16 protein-coding genes are annotated in these 17263 nt (G+C 33.1%); 4 read left to right on the forward strand and 12 right to left on the reverse strand.

Features of this window, described 5'->3' with window-relative positions; all coding sequences use genetic code 11:
• The first annotated feature begins 98 nt into the window (after positions 1–98).
• From J4050_RS12850 to J4050_RS12860, 3 genes are read left to right on the forward strand one after another with little or no spacing between them, the layout of a single operon-like run.
• On the forward strand, positions 99–785 hold the full coding sequence (locus J4050_RS12850; protein ID WP_208154996.1) for a cell division ATP-binding protein FtsE: 687 nt from the start codon (positions 99–101) through the stop codon (positions 783–785).
• 38 nt (positions 786–823) lie between these two features.
• On the forward strand, positions 824–1714 hold the full coding sequence (locus J4050_RS12855; RefSeq protein ID WP_208154997.1) for a glycosyltransferase family 2 protein: 891 nt from the start codon (positions 824–826) through the stop codon (positions 1712–1714).
• Positions 1715–2656, forward strand: a complete 942-nt coding sequence (locus J4050_RS12860; RefSeq protein WP_208154998.1) for a glycosyltransferase family 2 protein — start codon at positions 1715–1717, stop codon at positions 2654–2656.
• Here J4050_RS12860 and J4050_RS12865 read toward each other — a convergent pair.
• Entirely contained in the window at positions 2635–3042 is a 408-nt protein-coding gene (locus J4050_RS12865; RefSeq protein WP_208154999.1) for a sugar 3,4-ketoisomerase, read from the reverse strand. The genes J4050_RS12860 and J4050_RS12865 overlap by 22 nt on opposite strands.
• Positions 3043–3052: 10 nt before the next feature.
• Positions 3053–4144: a glycosyltransferase gene (locus J4050_RS12870; protein WP_208155000.1), complete on the reverse strand. Its 1092-nt coding sequence runs from the start codon at positions 4142–4144 to the stop codon at positions 3053–3055.
• 247 nt (positions 4145–4391) lie between these two features.
• Here J4050_RS12870 and J4050_RS12875 point away from each other — a divergent pair, with 247 nt between their 5' ends.
• Complete coding sequence (locus tag J4050_RS12875; protein ID WP_208155001.1) at positions 4392–5528, forward strand: glycosyltransferase; 1137 nt, start codon at positions 4392–4394, stop codon at positions 5526–5528.
• Here the strand turns inward: J4050_RS12875 and J4050_RS12880 are convergent.
• The 10 genes from J4050_RS12880 to J4050_RS12925 form a co-directional block, all read right to left on the reverse strand.
• Entirely contained in the window at positions 5525–6358 is an 834-nt protein-coding gene (locus J4050_RS12880) for a phytanoyl-CoA dioxygenase family protein (protein WP_208155002.1), read from the reverse strand. The two genes, J4050_RS12875 and J4050_RS12880, sit on opposite strands and share 4 nt — an antisense overlap.
• Entirely contained in the window at positions 6359–7645 is a 1287-nt protein-coding gene (locus J4050_RS12885; RefSeq protein WP_208155003.1) for an oligosaccharide flippase family protein, read from the reverse strand.
• A 10-nt stretch (positions 7646–7655) separates the two neighbouring features.
• Positions 7656–8966, reverse strand: coding sequence for an O-antigen translocase (locus J4050_RS12890; protein ID WP_208155004.1), 1311 nt, complete (start codon positions 8964–8966; stop codon positions 7656–7658).
• The gene (locus J4050_RS12895) at positions 8967–10064 is read right to left on the reverse strand and encodes a DegT/DnrJ/EryC1/StrS family aminotransferase (RefSeq protein WP_208155005.1); all 1098 of its coding nucleotides are present in this window, start codon (positions 10062–10064) and stop codon (positions 8967–8969) included.
• Positions 10061–11038, reverse strand: coding sequence for a GNAT family N-acetyltransferase (locus J4050_RS12900; RefSeq protein ID WP_208155006.1), 978 nt, complete (start codon positions 11036–11038; stop codon positions 10061–10063). Before J4050_RS12900 ends, J4050_RS12895 begins: the two co-directional genes overlap by 4 nt.
• A 70-nt stretch (positions 11039–11108) precedes the next feature.
• Entirely contained in the window at positions 11109–12863 is a 1755-nt protein-coding gene (locus tag J4050_RS12905; protein WP_208155007.1) for a glycosyltransferase family protein, read from the reverse strand.
• Positions 12850–14007 carry a hypothetical protein gene (locus tag J4050_RS12910; protein ID WP_208155008.1) on the reverse strand — a complete coding sequence of 386 codons (1158 nt, stop codon included), beginning with the start codon at positions 14005–14007 and terminating at the stop codon, positions 12850–12852. Before J4050_RS12910 ends, J4050_RS12905 begins: the two co-directional genes overlap by 14 nt.
• 325 nt (positions 14008–14332) lie before the next feature.
• A complete protein-coding gene (locus J4050_RS12915; protein ID WP_208155009.1) occupies positions 14333–15712 on the reverse strand; it encodes a class I SAM-dependent methyltransferase in 1380 nt (459 codons plus the stop codon).
• Position 15713: 1 nt separating this feature from the next.
• Positions 15714–15914, reverse strand: coding sequence for a hypothetical protein (locus J4050_RS12920; protein WP_243878635.1), 201 nt, complete (start codon positions 15912–15914; stop codon positions 15714–15716).
• An 88-nt stretch (positions 15915–16002) separates the two neighbouring features.
• Positions 16003–17211: an alkaline phosphatase family protein gene (locus J4050_RS12925; RefSeq protein WP_208155010.1), complete on the reverse strand. Its 1209-nt coding sequence runs from the start codon at positions 17209–17211 to the stop codon at positions 16003–16005.
• Positions 17212–17263 lie beyond the last annotated feature (52 nt).

The following is a 17263-nucleotide window of genomic DNA, read 5'->3' on the forward strand; positions in this document are numbered from 1 at the left end:
CTTAAAGGTTTTTTTTAATACTTTAAGTAATTTCCAATATTTGGGAATTGTTTTTTTAAACAATACTTTTACTCAAATCTAAAATAGATATATAAACTATGTCCGAAACGGTTTTACAGTTAAAAAATGTAACGATTTACCAAGGTGGAAACATGGTACTTTCAGAGGTTAATTTTGAATTACAAAAAGGAGACTTCGTATATCTTATAGGTAAAACTGGAAGTGGAAAAAGTAGTTTTATGAAAACGCTCTATGGCGACCTAGAACTCACAGAAGGGGAAGGTTCTGTGGTTGGTTTTAATTTAAGGACCATAAAAGAAAAGGATATTCCGTTTTTAAGACGAAAACTAGGTATCGTCTTTCAGGACTTTAAGCTTTTACCTGATAGAACTATTAACGGTAATTTAGAGTTTGTGCTTAAAGCTACAGGATGGAAGGAAAAAGATAAGATTAAAGATCGTATAGAACAGGTTTTAGATAAAGTAGGCATGAAAACCAAAGGCTTTAAATTCCCACACGAGCTCTCTGGTGGAGAACAGCAGCGCATTGCAATAGCAAGAGCTTTGCTCAATGACCCTGAACTCATCCTCGCAGACGAGCCTACAGGTAATCTAGATCCTCAAACTAGTATTGAAGTTATGGAAGTTCTACAAGACATAAATAAAAACGGAAATACGATACTGATGGCGACGCATGATTATGCTTTACTTTTAAAATACCCAAGCAAAACCCTAAAGTGTGACGAGAATAAAGTATTTGAGGTTGTTCAACGTAAGACCTCATAACACTATTGTAAAGCTCTGCAAACTCTCAATATGTCATTATGCTTTCTATTTTAATACCTGTTTATAATTATCCTATTGCAACTCTTTTAGAAGGCTTAAGTCAGAGCATAGAGCAGATTAACTTTAATGTTGAAATATTGTGCCTAGAAGATGGGTCAACTCAATTTGTAGACAATAATAAGAGCATTTGCTCAGGAATAAAGCATGCCTCGCACATAATATCCCAGAAAAATAAAGGTAGAATTACGTCTAGAAAACATTTAGCAGCACAAGCCAAATACAGCTGGTTATTATTTCTCGACGCGGATGTAGAACTCAAAGACAATCAATTCTTAAACAACTATTCAAGCTATTTTAAATCGGATTTTGAGGCCATTTATGGCGGATGCACTTATGATGTTGAGAAACCAATTGATAGTAAATTACTGCGCTGGAAATATGGCAAGACCTATGAGGATATAGAGGCATCATTGCGAAATAAATCTCCATATAAATACATAGTTTCAGCAAACTTTTTAATTAAAAAGACATTACTTAAAGATTTATTCTCAAGCATTGAAGACGAAGGTTATGGCTATGATATTCTTTTAGGTGCTTTGATGAAATCTAATAACACGAGAGTCCTTCACATCAATAATCCAGTTATTCATAAAGGCTTAGATGACAATAAAGAATTCTTCAACAAGGTTAGAAAAGCTGTAGTGACTTCCTACATGTTACATAGAGATGCCAGACTACAAATCTCTAGCAGCAGTCTAGTCAAAACCTTCAATTTTCTAAAAAAACTAGGATTAGTAAGATTGGTCAGTCTTATTTTTAAATTCACTAAAAGCAAGTTAACCCAGAATTTGTTAGGCATTAATCCAAATATTAAACTCCTTCAGTTTTATAAATTAGGCTACCTTTGTACTATAAGCTTAAAAGAGTAAATGACACCATATTTTTCGGTAGTTACAACAGTTTATAATAAAGCCCATTTTGTTAAGTCTACTATAGAAAGTATACTAGAGCAATCATTTTCTGATTTTGAACTTTTAATAGTTGATGATGGTAGCTCGGACAATAGTTTGGAGATATTAAATTCTATCGCAGACGATAGGATTACAGTTTATTCTACTAAAAACCAAGGGGTCTCTAAAGCAAGAAATTACGGCATCAGTAAAGCAAAAGGTAAATACATCGCACTTTGCGATGGAGACGATATTTGGTTAGACAATCATTTATCTGAACTAGATTCTCTTACTAAAGCCTTCCCAAATTGTGGTATATATTCCACAGCTTATGAGAAGCATTATTTTGAAACTTATATTAAAGCGCCAACTTTTAGTCATGTTGACCATCCGTTCTTTGGAATTGTTGAAGATTATTTTAAAACAAGTTTAGCTGATAGCATCTTATGGACCTCAGTGGTGGCCATTCCAAAAACGGTAACAGACAAAGGCTATATTTTTGATGATGAACTAGGATGGGGAGAAGACAATGATTTATGGATAAGACTTGCTTGTAATTTCAAAGTGGCCTTTTCTTCTAAACCAACAGCGCATAAGAAAATCTACGCAGAGGAAAATCATTTGTCTCTTACCAAAAATATACCAAACTTGTTAAAAATGTTAGCCAAACACAAGGTCGCAGAACAGGAGAATCCCTCGTTAAAAGCCTATTTAGATGTTAATAGATTTATGATTGCGATGGAGGCAAAACTTAGAGGTGATTATTCTAATTACAAAAAGGCGAAAAATGAAATTGACTTAAAACACCTAAACAAAAAACTTAGGCTTTTACTAATATTACCTTCAAGTATGTTACAACTGCTTAAGAGGCTTAAATTCTTCCTTTTAAGAAATCAGATTTATTCGTCTCCTTTTAATTGACAAAACGTATCGTAATCCCTAATATATTCAGATTCGTCAAATTCCGTTGAAGCTAAGACCAAGCATACAGCTCCTGAAGAAAAGTTATCTATCTCTCTCCAAATATGAGTAGGTATATACAACCCTTGAGTAGGTTTATTAAGTATAATACGTTTTTTAGATTTTCCATTGTCCACTATGACCTCAAAGCTCCCACTTAAAGCCAAGATAAGCGACTCTTGTTTTTTGTGTGCATGTCCTCCTCTATAGCTATCACTAGGTACATCAAAGAGATAATAAACACGTTTAATATGAAATGGAATAGCTTCCTTTTCAACAACAGCCAACGAACCACGTTCATCATGTACTTTTGGTATATCTATTAGTTTTATTCTATTAAGATTCATAACATAAAGACTAAGTTATAAGCTTGTTCCACTGTTGTGCTATCTTCTCCATTGAAAAACGCTCTACACTTTCTGCAGCATTGGCCTTACAATGTAAGTATAAATCTTTATCCTCTAACATTAGATTCATGGCGTTGGCAAAAGCTTCAGCATTATGATTTTCTACAAGTAAACCATTTTTCTTATGGATTATAATTTCATTAGGCCCAGTTTCACAATCTACTGAAACAACTGGCGTACCCATTGATAAAGATTCAACAATAACCATTGGAAAACCTTCATACCTACTTGTTAAAACAACAAAAATAGCATCGGATACAATTTGAAAAGGATTGGTATTATAAGACAAAAATTGTACATGAGAATTTAATCCTAAGGCTTTTACTTTGTGTTTTAGTTTAGTTTTATCTTCACCCTCTCCGAGAATTTTGAGCTTTATTTTAGCTTGTATTAGATTAGATTTTGAATAGGCCTCTAATAAAAGTGAGATATTTTTAATATCATCAATTAGGCGACCATAAAACAAAATATAACTCTCAAATTCTCGCTTATCCCTATTTTCATTTTGAACATAGGTTACATCCATAGCGTTGTAAATGGTCGTAACATTTTTTACCTTATAGATATCTTCAATTTTTTTTGCTATTGAGTTTGATACTGCCACAATACGATGTGCATTGCCATATAATAATTTCCCTAGTCGCTTAGAAGTATTGAGATAGGCCTTTAAATTAGAACTATGAACCACGTAAATAGTCTGCCGAGCTTTGTACAAGAATTTTGAGATTATAAACTCTTTTAAGCTCCCAATACGTGTTCTAGTGTCTATGATATAGTCAAAATTATGTTGCGCTAAATATCTTTTTAAAACGCCATATCGACTTATCCTAGATCCTATTGTATTTTTTTTGGGTTTAAGTGCCCCTAGATTTAATAACTGGCCCGAATAAGGAAACTCAATATTGTCCATAACGCTAACCACATGCACCTCATGGCCTAAATTATATAAAATCTTGGATAATAACCCTGAAGCTCTTTCTGCACCTCCACCTCCAAGTGAGGATACCACAATACATATTTTTTTAATTCTAGGTTTAATCATTAAAATGGAGGCGTTCTTGCAGAAAAAACTAATTTTTTTCTAAACATATTAAATTTTATAAAACTCAAGCCAACAAAAATTTAGTTCGCTTTTTTTCAATTTAATTTAAATTCTGAATGAAAAAATTCATATACTTTTGAAAACAAATGTAACGATATAAATGAAACATCCGCTTATGAGTGTTGGCGTTTTAAAACCATCGGAATAGGACTTTATAAATATCCTCTTCAACATTATAATCTATCCTATGAAAATCTTATTGGTTGGTGAATACAACAGAACGCATTGGAACTTAAAAAGAGGGCTCCAAACGCTAGGACATGAGGTCTTGGTCATAGGTTTTAGAGATGGGTTTAAAAAAGTTGATATAGATATTGAAATTAAAGACCCTTTAAGTTCTAGGTTTTTAAAAAAAGTTAGGGTCTTAATTTATAAATTTTTCAAAATAGATCTTCTTGCTCATTCGGTAAAAAAACAGATTTTATCAAAAAAAGATGAATTATCAGGTTACGATGTTATACAACTCGTAAATGAGTCACCTTTTTTAATCGACCTTAAATGCCAGCTTGAGATCCTTAAATGGCTTATAAACTGGAATGACAAAACCTTCCTTCTCTCAACGGGTCCGGATTACGTCAGTGTTATGCATGCCTACAATAAGAAGTTTAGGTATTCTATTTTAACACCCTATTTTGAGGGCAAAATAACTAACAAAAACTTTCAACATGTTTTAAGCTATTTTTCTCCAGAACATAAAAAGATTCATGCTTATCTCACTAAAACTATTGAAGGCATAATTTCTAACGACCTTGATTACCATATACCCTTAATAGACCATCCTAATTATCTTGGCATGATTCCACACGCTATTGAGCTAAGCCAACTTCATTATAAGACACCAAATCTGGATAATAAAATCGTGATCTTCCATGGTATTAACAGCAAGAACTATTATAAGAAAGGAAATGATATTTTTGAGCAAGCCCTTGATTTGATTTCAGTAAGACATAAAAATAAAATTGAAATAATCACAGTGACTGACCTTAAGTATGTAGACTTTATAAAATCCTTTGATAAAGCTCATATTTTATTAGATCAAGTCTATGCCTATGACCAAGGTTTTAATGCTCTAGAAGCCATGGCAAAAGGTAAAGTAGTCTTTACTGGTGCAGAACAAGAATGGCTAGAACACTATAACCTTGAAGAAGACAGTGTGGCCATAAATGCCCTACCTGATGCTCAAAACATTGCCGACAAATTAGAATGGCTGATTCTTAATCCCAATAAAATTATTGAAATATCAAAAAATGCAAGAGCATTCGTTGAGACCCATCACGACCACATTAATTGCGCTCAACACTATCTAAAAAAATGGTCAACTTAACCATTAGCTTTGGGAAAGCGTAATTCAAGTGAAATTCTAGTAGTATCTTCATTTTGATTTACAGCGGCCCCATGAATTAAAAAAGGAGAGAATAGAAGTGCTTCGCCCTCTTGTGGATTAGGTCTTATCATTTTCATTGCACCTAATTTAGTTTCTAATATACAGGGTACGTAATATACATTTCCATTAATTTTCGCCCCTTTACTTTCGGTTCTTAAGATCTCGTCCTCGGGCAATAAATGACTACCAGGTAAGACTGGCAAAGATGATTTTTGGTTACAACCTTCGATAGGTAGCCAAACATTTACTATATCTTCCCAATAACTTAAATAGCCATCGCGATGTGGCGGATTAATATCTAAAGAACTTGGACGGCTTATTCTAATTTGAATATGTGATTTTTGAAGTTCTTCTACCCACGAAGTGAGTTCATAACCCAAAATATCTCCGAAACGTTTTGCAAGAATTTCAATATCAAAATCAAAATCCGAAACTTCTAGGTTCCGGGTTATATTTATCAATTTATTGTGAAGCGAATCTGTTGTAACATATTTGTGGTAATCTGCAAGCTTAAAAGTATCCTCATCTACCCTAATTCCATTTTCTTTTAGGGCATTTAAAACAATCTTCTTTATTGATTTTTTCAACTTTGAAAATTCGTCTTTTTCAAAAGCACCTAAGGTCTTATAGCCATCATTTTGCCATTTCACTTTTGAAAGCACATTATCTACCTTAGGGTATAACAACACCTTTTTTCCCCAAAAAAAATCACCTTCAACTTCAAAATGAAAAGGTTCATTATCTATAAATAATTTACAAATTCTCTGCATTTAAACCTCTTTTCCCTGCTTATCAAAATACTTCCTAATGACAATGATAACAATTATTAAATAAATTACATAACGTATAAAATGAGCAATGACTATACCTTCAGTCCCATAATATTGGACAAATATTTTAGACATAGTAAAAAACAGCAACAAAGAAATTATTTCGGTAATTATAAAACTTTTTACCATGCGTTTTGCTAAAAACTGGTGTGCCAATACCAATGAGCAAAGACGAATAAAATCCCCTAATAATTGCCATTTGAATAAAGGCTCCATTCCTGTAAAATCTGGGTAAATAATTTCAATAATAAAATTTCTCAATAGGTAAACCAACAGCATACCCAAGCCAAAAATTGGTAATATGGTTTTATAAATATTTAAGACTTCGTTTTTAAATGTCTCTTTTTCATAAATATTTGCGAATCTTGGTATAACGTAGAGTGTAAATAATCCCGAAGCAAATACCATATAATTTTTAGAAATAAAGTTTAGAGCTGTCCAATACCCAGCCTCATTGATATTGAGTTCTGCGGTAATAAGAGTTCTTATATCCAGTTCTATGTAGTTTAGCATAAAAGTTGAAACAAAAGACATAAGAGTGAATGCGAGTAACTTATTCTTGTAAAACAAACTCCACGTCAGGGAGTTAAATTGAACATAATCTGAAAGTCGTGGACCAAAAATGGCTAAAACAACACCTAATTGTATTACAGGCGCTACAATAATTGCAATAAGAACACCTTCTAGATTCCCAGTATACAGTCCTATAATAATGGCAACTGTCGCTAATAAATAACTTATAAGTTCAATTTTTGCATACTTCTTATATTCGGATAACCCGTTAACAACCGCGCTGATAACCCTATTGAGAGCAACAAATGGAGTGAGTACTGCAAGTAACTGGAGCACAAAACCATAAGAATTGGTTCCGAAAAAATAGATTGAAAACGTTTCTGCTCCAAAAAAAAGGACCATAGCTGTTAAGGCCGATCCAATAAGAAGAAAAACAAGTGTCGTAGAAAATAATTTAGCAAGTTCCATTAGGTTTTGCCTATACTGTGCTACATACTTAACTATTCCACTAAAGGTCCCAAAAGTAGAAGTGCTGGTAACCATGCCTATTAAATTGCGGACCTGACCAATATTAGCAATTCCGGCTTCACCAAGATTTACAGCCAACAAGCGTTGGATAAATACTGAGACAATAAGCCTTATAGTAATCACGACCGCATTAAGAGAAGTGATTTTAAGTATCAAATTACCACGAAAAAAACGTTGAAGTTTCACATTTATCTAATTAATTGTCTTCAATCTCTTCCGGAGAGATAACACCAAACAATGAGCTTCCAAAAATCAGTAAAATAATAGCAAAGTGCATAAAATAACTAAGGCAGTGTCCCATCACCGCACCCTTTAGGCCAAAAATATCAATAAAGTAAATGCTAGATAGGTACATAATCACAAAGAGGAATACCTCTAAAACAATAAAATGTGCAAACATTTTTTTTGCTAAAAACTGATAAGCGATTACCATTGACAATACCCTCATAAAGTCACCTAAAATTTGATATCCAAACAGCTCTGTCACTGGACTAAACTCCTCTGAAAATAAAAGGGTAACAAGAACCGATCTACTCAAAAAAATGATAATTAATATTATGGCGAAAAAAGGCATTATGGTTTTATAAAAACTAAAAACCTCTTTTCTAAATTCTTTTCTAGTACTAATTTCTGAAAAACGTGGAAGTATATACAGCGCCATTAAAGAATTTACAAACATGAGATAGTAGTCTGAGATTCTATTCATTGCTTGCCAGTACCCAGCTTCTTTCATACCTATTTCATATATAATATAATTTCTTATAAGTATTAGCACAATGGGAATAGCAATGGAAGAGACTAAAGCCATCATCATGTAAGGGCTCAAATTCTTTATAACTGAAAAATCAATATTGGTTATCTTAATTGAAGACATTAAATTTTTTCGGTAGAGAATACCAACAAGCGTAATAAGTAAATTAAGGGCTGGTGATATTACTACTGCCACTAATGCACCATCTATATGTTCTTGCCAAATAAGAAGAAGTGTAACGGATAATCCTAAAATCTGGCCAATTATATTTATAATGAGTAATATCTTAAATTTGGAAAACCCATTCATAATAGAAAAGGCGAACATATTTAGTGCGTAGAAAGGCAACACTATTGCCATAGTCTCAACAACATAGGTGTAATTATAATTTTCCGCGAAGATGAAATTATTAATATGCTCTGCATTGAAGTAGCATAAAAACGCTAAGAGCATTGATGTAAAAAATCCAAAATAAAATACCGTTGAGAGGGTTCTAGCTAATGCTACGGCGTCATTTTTGCATCTTCCAATAAACTTTACTAAACCTTTATACAGACCTGCTATGGCTATAGACTGCACAGCGCTCAAAAAATTTCTAAGGTTACCAATAAGAGCCATTCCTTCTGGCCCAATAAAAATTGCTATGAATTTAGAAATTAGAATACCAGCTAATATCTTAAGACTAATATTGGCTGTTTTAAGTCCAGCCGCCTTAACAAGAACTTCATTATTTATGTATTGGATAAATTTTTTCAATTAGTAGGCATTTAAAACTTTTATCACGGCATCTACTTCATTTTCTTTCATCACAGGGCTTATTGGCAAACTTACAACCCTTTTATGAATTTGCTCAGCAACAGACAATTCTAGCTCAGAGAACTGCTTAAGGGCTTGCTGCTTATGTGGTGGTATAGGATAATGAATTAAGCAACCTACATCGTTAGCTTTTAGATAAATCTGAAAATCGGAACGATTCTCAACCTCAATCACAAAAGCATAAAAAACATGATTGTCTGAGCCATCAAAATAAGGCAACTCTATTTTGGGATTCTTAATTTCGCTAATGTATCGCTTTGCAATTTGTCTTCGCCTAGCATTATCTTTATCAAGCAGTTTTAATTTTACACTTAAAAACGCCGCTTGTATATCATCTAGACGACTATTATGGCCAATAATTTTATTTACATATTTCTCATTGCTACCATAATTTCCATAAAGCCTAACAACATCAGCAAGATGGGTGTCATTGGTTGTTACCGCTCCACCGTCTCCTAAGGCTCCCAAATTTTTGCTAGGATAAAAACTAAAAGCCGCTGCATCTGCTAAACTCCCAGATTTTCCCAATTTACTTTGAGCGCCATGGGATTGTGCCGCATCGGCAATAAGAAGAATATCTCTATCACGACTCAGATTTCGTAATCCTTCAACATCCGCTAATTGTCCATAAAGATGGACTATTATTATAGCCTTAATTTCTCTACTTAAGGACTCTTTAACACCGTGTTTATCTAAATTATAGGTTTTTGGATTAGGTTCTACAAAAACTGGATTAAGACCTGCATGAAGTACAGATAGAATAGTAGCTATAAAGGTGTTAGATGGCACCAAGACATGGTCTCCTTTTTTAAGCTTTCCTAAATGGATATACCCTTTAAGAATTAGCGTTAGCGCATCTAGTCCATTAGCAACTCCTATACAATGTTTGGTACCGCAATAATGAGCAAACTCTTCCTCAAAGGCCGAAACATTCGCCCCTAATACATATTGACCAGAAGTCATTGCATACTTTAGAGCTTGTTGAAACTGGGCTTCAAACCTTTGATTGATTTTATGTAAATCCAAAAACTTTATCATATCATTACATCCTCCAACAGCTTGTAGTTTTTAGTTGATATCTCAAAAAAGCCTTGTGTTATAGATCTTGCTCCAAATCCTTCTTTCCAAAATTGCAGTCCTGCATTTACTTGCTGCCCAGCGTTAATGTTAGAGGTTCCAAAACTAAAGAACTTTTTAGTGCTAAATACTTCTGTTATGAGATGTCCATGTAAAAAGTCTAAACTTCCAGAAGAGTTCTTACTACTATCGCCAGAAATGTATTGACAATGCACAATACTTTTCATCTCAAAAATAGTAGTACCTGCAATAATCCTATCTTGGTCATAAACGTTAAACTGCCTAATATTATTAGTAAATTTAGACTTAAGCGATTTTATTTCACTTAAGGAATGTACTGGAATTACACCATGTTTTGATTTTAAATTTGGAATCAAAATATCATTCCAAAATAACTCTAAAGTTTCTGATTCTTTTACAACCAAACCTGCTTTTTTACCTCTTTTAACTCCTTCTTTTCTGCTATTTGAAAGCTTGTATTGTTCAAGATTAATAATAGAATGCATATCGACCCTTTTACAAAGAGCCTCAGTCTTAAATAGGATATATGACATTGAATTATTAACGCTGTTTTCTAGATATACGTATGGGAGCTCTTTGAGAAAGAGTGTATTACATGAATTTTTATGCAAAAACTTTAATATCGCACACCAAATATTAATTGCATCAGAAGATTTTAAAAATTTCTTGTAAACCAAACCTCCATAGGTTAACCCTTGATGAGAAAACAAAATATCATTTTCCTTATTGGCAGGCAGTAATGCTACCAATTTTGAATCCCTGTAAATCATCAACGAGGAATCCTGAAACCTATCTTTATGATAGTCCATAAAATCCCTTAAGAACAAAAAGGTGTCACAATTACTTTGTGATACAAATTCATCCCATTCAGGTTTGTTAGCAGAAGAATATATGTTAACCTTAAACTCTTGCATGGTGCTAAAATATAGCAATTAAATGAACCTCCTAAATCAGAAGCAGACTAATTTTTAATCACCTAAGTCATTATTTAAGGGTAGATTTTTGAGATTTATAAATATTAAAATAAGAATTGCTCCAAACCACTTGATAATTATTGTAACTTATAAAGCGATTCATAGCTACCACCCTATTTCTATTGTAATAATAATTCTCTTGTTTGTCTTCAGACATATAATCGAGTACTGGAAGGGAAAAAGCATCAATAGTCTCAAATTTTTGCTGTACAATGATAGGTAGTGATTCAATTTCTAACGAAGCTCTTTGCAGTTGCTTTTCAAATGTTTGTCCATCGTAAACCCAAACCCAAGAATTATACATGTAAGGCATGGTTTCGGTTAAAAAGTTAAGCATTGGAATTTTGTCATATGCTAATAGATAATCTCCTTTTTTAACAAATTCATCGAGAGCTTCGAGGACTTCATTAGTAATTGCTGCTCGCTCTTTGGTCGTATAAATTCCAGAAGCTAGTTGGTTATCTATAGCATGGGTTTTATCCCATCGGCTTCCTGGATCAAAGTAAGCATTTTGTGCAATACTATTTATACGAGTTAATGCAAAACCAATCAATACAGGCAACACAATTTTTAGACATGACGCACCTCTAGAGTTTAAACTCCATTTAAAGCGAGATAACGGCGCATTAAAGCCATTTTTATTTAAAACCCACATAGTGATAGGAAGCATTAACCATATAGACATATACCCCACATTATTGACACCACCATCACTTCCTAATGGTTGCAAAATCATTACAGCAAACGCCAAAAAAAGAATGCTGTTAAACCGCTTAGATGCCTTCCCCTTGGTTAAAATATAAACCAAACAAATGATACAGTTTAAAGCATAAATCCCATAGATAGTTTTATAATTAAAAACATAAACAAACCCTGCTATTCCAATGACATACCATATACCTTGCCTAAATTTGCTCTGTTTTAAATATGGTTTTAAAATGATTAAACCTGCGAATAATAGCAGTAACTTAATGACTTTCTTGGCAACGAGGATATAGTTGCCCACATAGACTTTAAAAAGGGTTAAAAGATTATGATTACTATTATTTTGACCTTTGTTAAAAATACCTTTGAGCGACTTTTGAAAAATATCTTCATGCCCAAGACTATAAATAATTGTAAAAGATAAACCTATTCCCAATATAACCCCCAACCCATAACTAAGCAGTTGTTTTGCCGGGAATGTTTTACCATTGCCCTCTTGTAACCATAAATAATATAGAGGTATAACAAGAGCTAGAGCAAGAAGTGTAAAATTAGGTAGTCGTACAAAAATATTAATTGCGGTTAATCCTCCTGCTAGTGCAAAAAATGTGTTTCTATCATTTGTAAGCCCTCGCATTAAAAAATAAACTATAAAGACTGTAATGAGTGCAGACAAATGGTTGTAATAAAAGGAGAGGTAACCAAAATCGGTAACAAACATTACCATTAGTAATCCTACAATTGCCGCTATCTTGGATATATAATACTTTAGAATTGAATAGGACATATAAAAGATAGAAGTGATGGTTAATGCCGCTAAAATCCTAAAAGCCAAAACACCACCATCAGGAAAAAGCTCATACCACAGACCTCCGATAAGTCCTGTAAAGTAAAACACAAAATTATATTCTACGGTTTCTGGATGATTAAAAAACTGCTGGTAAAACGTAAGATACCAACCTTCATCAACCATATCGAATCCTTGCAAACCCAATAATAATAGAATACAAAATGCCGCTAAAGCCACATAAAAAAAAGGAATGGCCTTAATGCTTTTCAAAACAGGCTTTACCATTTTTGTTTAACACTTTATAAATGCCAACTGGAGCACCATTATCAATGGTAAGGTAACTAGAATTTTCTTCTAAATCGTCTAGCAAGGTTTTGTCTTCAGATAAAAACGAAAAAACAACCCTGAATAAATTGACTGAAGACTTTAGAGTGTCATCATAGGCTGTAGAATCCCCTGTCCATTTAATAGCCAATAACGTGGAGAAAACAGAATTTAAATCGGATAGTTTATCCGTTTTTATATGAGCGTCAGAACTGTATTCAAAACCTACAAAACCACCATGATCCGCAGCAATAATAATAAGTGCATTATTATCATTGTCTTGAATTAGCGCAATAATATCTTTAAGCCATGTATTAGCTGCATCCAATTTCTCTAGGTATTGCAATCGTTCCTTCTCCTTACCTTTTGAATTAGACTTAAGGTTTGCAATATGTCCTGGCAACATTTTTTCTATAAAATAAAAATGATGTCCTTCTTTATTATCTAAAATCTGAGTCTTTAAATTTTCCAACACATTTTTTTTCAGGTCAAACCCGTTGGACAGATACGAAACATCCCTATAATCTATATTACAGGTCTTTAAATACAATTTAGGCCTACTGACCATTAAATAAGGTGATTCTAAAATAGCGTGTGTCTTATAGTTGTTTTGATGTAATACCGATAAGACTGTGTTGTGCCCTAGTATATTCTTTCTTGCCCTAAGCATTTCAGAATCTGTATCTGCCAAAGAATTATAGAAATGGTGTTTCATAGAGAAAATGGCACTATTAGAACTCAATGTAGAAAAGTAATTACTTCTAAAGTCTGGATAGACTTTAAATCCTTTATTTTGCAGTATAGTATCGAATTTGTAGTTATCAATCATATAATGCCCCTTTTTAATTTCTGAAGTTCCTATATAACCATCTGGTTGTATAAAATAAATATTTGGTTTTGAGGTAAACCTTGCATCTTCAATAGCATCGTTGTGTGTTTTCCAATCTTCACTGAGATTTAAATACTCAATCAATATTGGGACTAAAAAAATGAAACCAATAATAGCCAAAAGCAATTGAAACCTCACAATTTTCATGATGAATTTAGAAAGCGAAATTCCGAGAATCACAGCCAATCCAAATGCTAACACTAAGAGTTTTTTATCAAAGTGATTTGTTGCGTATAGCACTAGTACTATAAAAACGAAGAGGTTAATAAATAATAGGATTTGTTTCTTTTTATTTTTAATAAACTCAAACTTGGACCCTATCAATTTAATTAGTACCGAAACTGCAATTGGAATAACAATAAACAAGCCCAACAATATCATAAACTGAGGCCAGGATGATAATAAGGTGTGATTAGACGTATATAAATACAAAAAAGGATATAAACCCGAAGCAAGCCCAATTAAAAAAATGTGGTATTGCCTCAATTCGATATCTCTACTATCTTTTTTAATAAGTCCTAGTTATTTATTTCCTCTTAAGAAAATATATAATTCTGTTTGAATCTTCAATTGGGACCCTCTCTACTAAGTTAAATAAATTTAGATAGGCATTTTCAAAATTTTCTTGATTGTAGAATCCAAAATGCGCTTCAAAATCTACTTTAGATTTTAATAAACGTTCCACCCAAGAATCGTTTCTTTTCGGAAACTCAATAATTAAATTTTCACTAAACTGAGCAAAGAATTCTGCTGACATTGAAAATGGAACATTACCTGTAATAGACATGTGATGAATCAATGCCAAGGCCATTGTAACATTGGGTTTAAAAGTGGTAATCCTATCTAAAAACGATTGGCGCTCTTTATTGTTAAGCCCTATGGCTGGTGATGGCTGAAGCACATCTAACACAAATGGAATTATTGAAGTTTCCTTATATCGTTTAATCTGTGAATAATTAAAGTCTATTGCATTATTATCAACATCACAGACCAAGGATTGTTTTGGGGCAAACTTTAGCTTCCTAACAAAAGTACCATCATTACCTCCTACATCTATTAAATTCTCAGGTTTTAAGCTAGCTATCCATTCATTAATAACCGTGGCCTTATGGTCAAAAGCAACACCGCTATAATTTATTTTATCATAATAATCTCCCCATTCAGAGGCTTCTTTGAGTTTTAAATTTTTAATAAAACCATAAAGACTTTCTACAATATTAAGCAAGCCCTTTTTTGATAATGTGGCCCTTTTAGCTTCAGATCTACTCTCCTCGTGGTATTTAGCTTCGGACTTAGCTAAAAGATGTATATTAGTTAAAACCGTAGGATTAAATTTTGTATGGAAAGGCAACATCTTACTTACCATATGTAATGGAACACCATCAATAAATTGCTTTAAAAACCCTAGAGACTCATTGCCATAGTGTTTGGCGAGCAATAAAGGCCCTAAAAAGTGCATTACAAACTGTTTATAGGCACGCCAAGGTGTGTTTTCTTCATAAAAATCAAAAGAAAGGGTATCGATAAAGATAGCCTTTCCCTTAAAAAAGGTAACATTAAAAGCAGTAGCATCCTTTAGAGAAAACCCTTCTTCTAAAGCTATTTTTTGAAGTTTTAGTGTAAGCAAAGCAGCCTCTTTATACATATTGAAGCTCCACTCGTATGGATAGGTAATAAAGGGAATCCGTTCAGCCTTTAATACAATTTGGTCTTCGGACGAAGCTATTTCTTTATGAGGCACTAAGAGTGCGTTCTTAATCAAAAAATCGTAAAATCCAGATGATTTTAAGGCCTCATACTGTTTAAAATAAATTGGGTTAATGACACGCTTAACTTCATCATTTTCAATAAAAATATAACCCGAAGGGTCCCTAAATGAAGAAGAATGTGGTCTATGGGAATTCACGTTACTCCGGCTGATCTTTGCTCTTATCTTCTAAATCTAAGTCATCGAAAATATCATCCTCTTGTGGTTTTGCCAAACCCAAAAATAATTTAATCTTGTACATTAGGTTTTTAGAAAACAAAATAAACCCAGCTACTGCCGCAATAATGGTTTGAATAATCATTGCTCCAAGACCTGGATCAAAATAAAGAAAATACATCATAAATATTTTTGTAAATATATAATATTAAAAGTCTTGCTTCTAGTAAATCTATAATTTTGAGCTATCACCATAATATCAAAGCTACTCCTTAAGGCACTTTATTAAAAACTATTTCACCAGTCTCATCGATATACTCATACACACCTTCAGGCGCACCTTGGTTAATGATGACATAGCTTTTATCCTCACTAAGATTTTTAAGATAGTTTTGGTTGTCACTCAAATAGGAAAAAACGGTCCTAAATAAATTAACACTAGTTTTTAAGTCCGTGTCATATAGACCATTATTGCTGTTTGGCCATTTAATGGCTAACGCTGATGAGAAAATAGATGCTATCAATAAAGGATTATCCTCTTTAATTTCACATTGTTTCATATATTCAAAACCCACGTAGCCACCATGGTCTGCCGCAATGATAATAAGGCTATTTGGGTCTTCTGTTTCAATGAATTCAATTAGTTCTATTAACCAGTCATTGGCATTTTTTAGGCGTTGTGCATAAAGCTCAGCTTCTTTTTCAATACCTCCAGAATTAGACTTCCATGTGGCAATATGCCCTGGTTGCATGGCTTCAATAAAAAAGAAATTAGGAGTTGTCTTATTGGATAAAATAGCTTTTTTAGTATCCTCTAAAAGGTTTTTTTGAAGTGAGAATCCCCTTGAAATAAACGAAATCTCATCTAATGAAATATTAGAATAATCAAAACCCACTTTCGGTCTGTTGGCGAGTAAATAAGGCACGTCTAGCATTAAAAATGTCTTGTAATTATTCCTCTTGAAAATATCCAAAACAGGATTATCCCCAACAATTTCGTTACGTTTATTATGAGAAGGGTTTATGCCAAATGTTCGGTTACCATAGTAATGATGGCCCATACCAAACAGCGCACTATTTGAGCTAAGAGTTGTTGCATAATTACTCCGATAATCATCATAATCAACAAAACCTTTTGAATCCAAGTAATCTTCGAAGCGGTCATTTTTAATCTGATACAACCTACTATTTAAGTCTGAAAAGTTGGTGTAACCATCTGGTTGAATGAGATAAATATTTGGTTTAATCCGAAATTTAACCTCAGCAATTGAATCCTGCTGTACCATCCAATCCCTAGAATACACTAACTCCCTATACAAATCTGGTATAAGCTTTGGCAATACTAATACGCATAAAATGAGCTGTATGGTAATTACTTTTACTAAATGGGCTGATAATATTCTTCCAAACACAAGGCCGAGAAATAAGGCCAGTGTAATCTTAAATGCATCATGACCAAATAGAGTTATTGTAACAAGCATAAAAAACACCACCAGATTAAACATAGGCAAAAGGTATTTAGCATACTTTTTC

This window comes from Winogradskyella pelagia (assembly GCF_017581965.1).
Classification (GTDB): Bacteria; Bacteroidota; Bacteroidia; order Flavobacteriales; family Flavobacteriaceae; genus Winogradskyella; species Winogradskyella pelagia.

Excerpts from the sequence above, each read along its gene's own strand:
- J4050_RS12850 (WP_208154996.1), top strand. The coding sequence starts at position 99 with ATGTCCGAAACGGTTTTACAGTTAAAAAATGTAACGATTTACCAAGGT.
- J4050_RS12855 (WP_208154997.1), top strand. The coding sequence starts at position 824 with ATGCTTTCTATTTTAATACCTGTTTATAATTATCCTATTGCAACTCTT.
- J4050_RS12860 (WP_208154998.1), top strand. The coding sequence starts at position 1,715 with ATGACACCATATTTTTCGGTAGTTACAACAGTTTATAATAAAGCCCAT.
- J4050_RS12865 (WP_208154999.1), bottom strand. The coding sequence starts at position 3,042 with ATGAATCTTAATAGAATAAAACTAATAGATATACCAAAAGTACATGAT.
- J4050_RS12870 (WP_208155000.1), bottom strand. The coding sequence starts at position 4,144 with ATGATTAAACCTAGAATTAAAAAAATATGTATTGTGGTATCCTCACTT.
- J4050_RS12875 (WP_208155001.1), top strand. The coding sequence starts at position 4,392 with ATGAAAATCTTATTGGTTGGTGAATACAACAGAACGCATTGGAACTTA.
- J4050_RS12880 (WP_208155002.1), bottom strand. The coding sequence starts at position 6,358 with ATGCAGAGAATTTGTAAATTATTTATAGATAATGAACCTTTTCATTTT.
- J4050_RS12895 (WP_208155005.1), bottom strand. The coding sequence starts at position 10,064 with ATGATAAAGTTTTTGGATTTACATAAAATCAATCAAAGGTTTGAAGCC.
- J4050_RS12900 (WP_208155006.1), bottom strand. The coding sequence starts at position 11,038 with ATGCAAGAGTTTAAGGTTAACATATATTCTTCTGCTAACAAACCTGAA.
- J4050_RS12920 (WP_243878635.1), bottom strand. The coding sequence starts at position 15,914 with ATGATGTATTTTCTTTATTTTGATCCAGGTCTTGGAGCAATGATTATT.
- J4050_RS12925 (WP_208155010.1), bottom strand. The coding sequence starts at position 17,211 with ATGCTTGTTACAATAACTCTATTTGGTCATGATGCATTTAAGATTACA.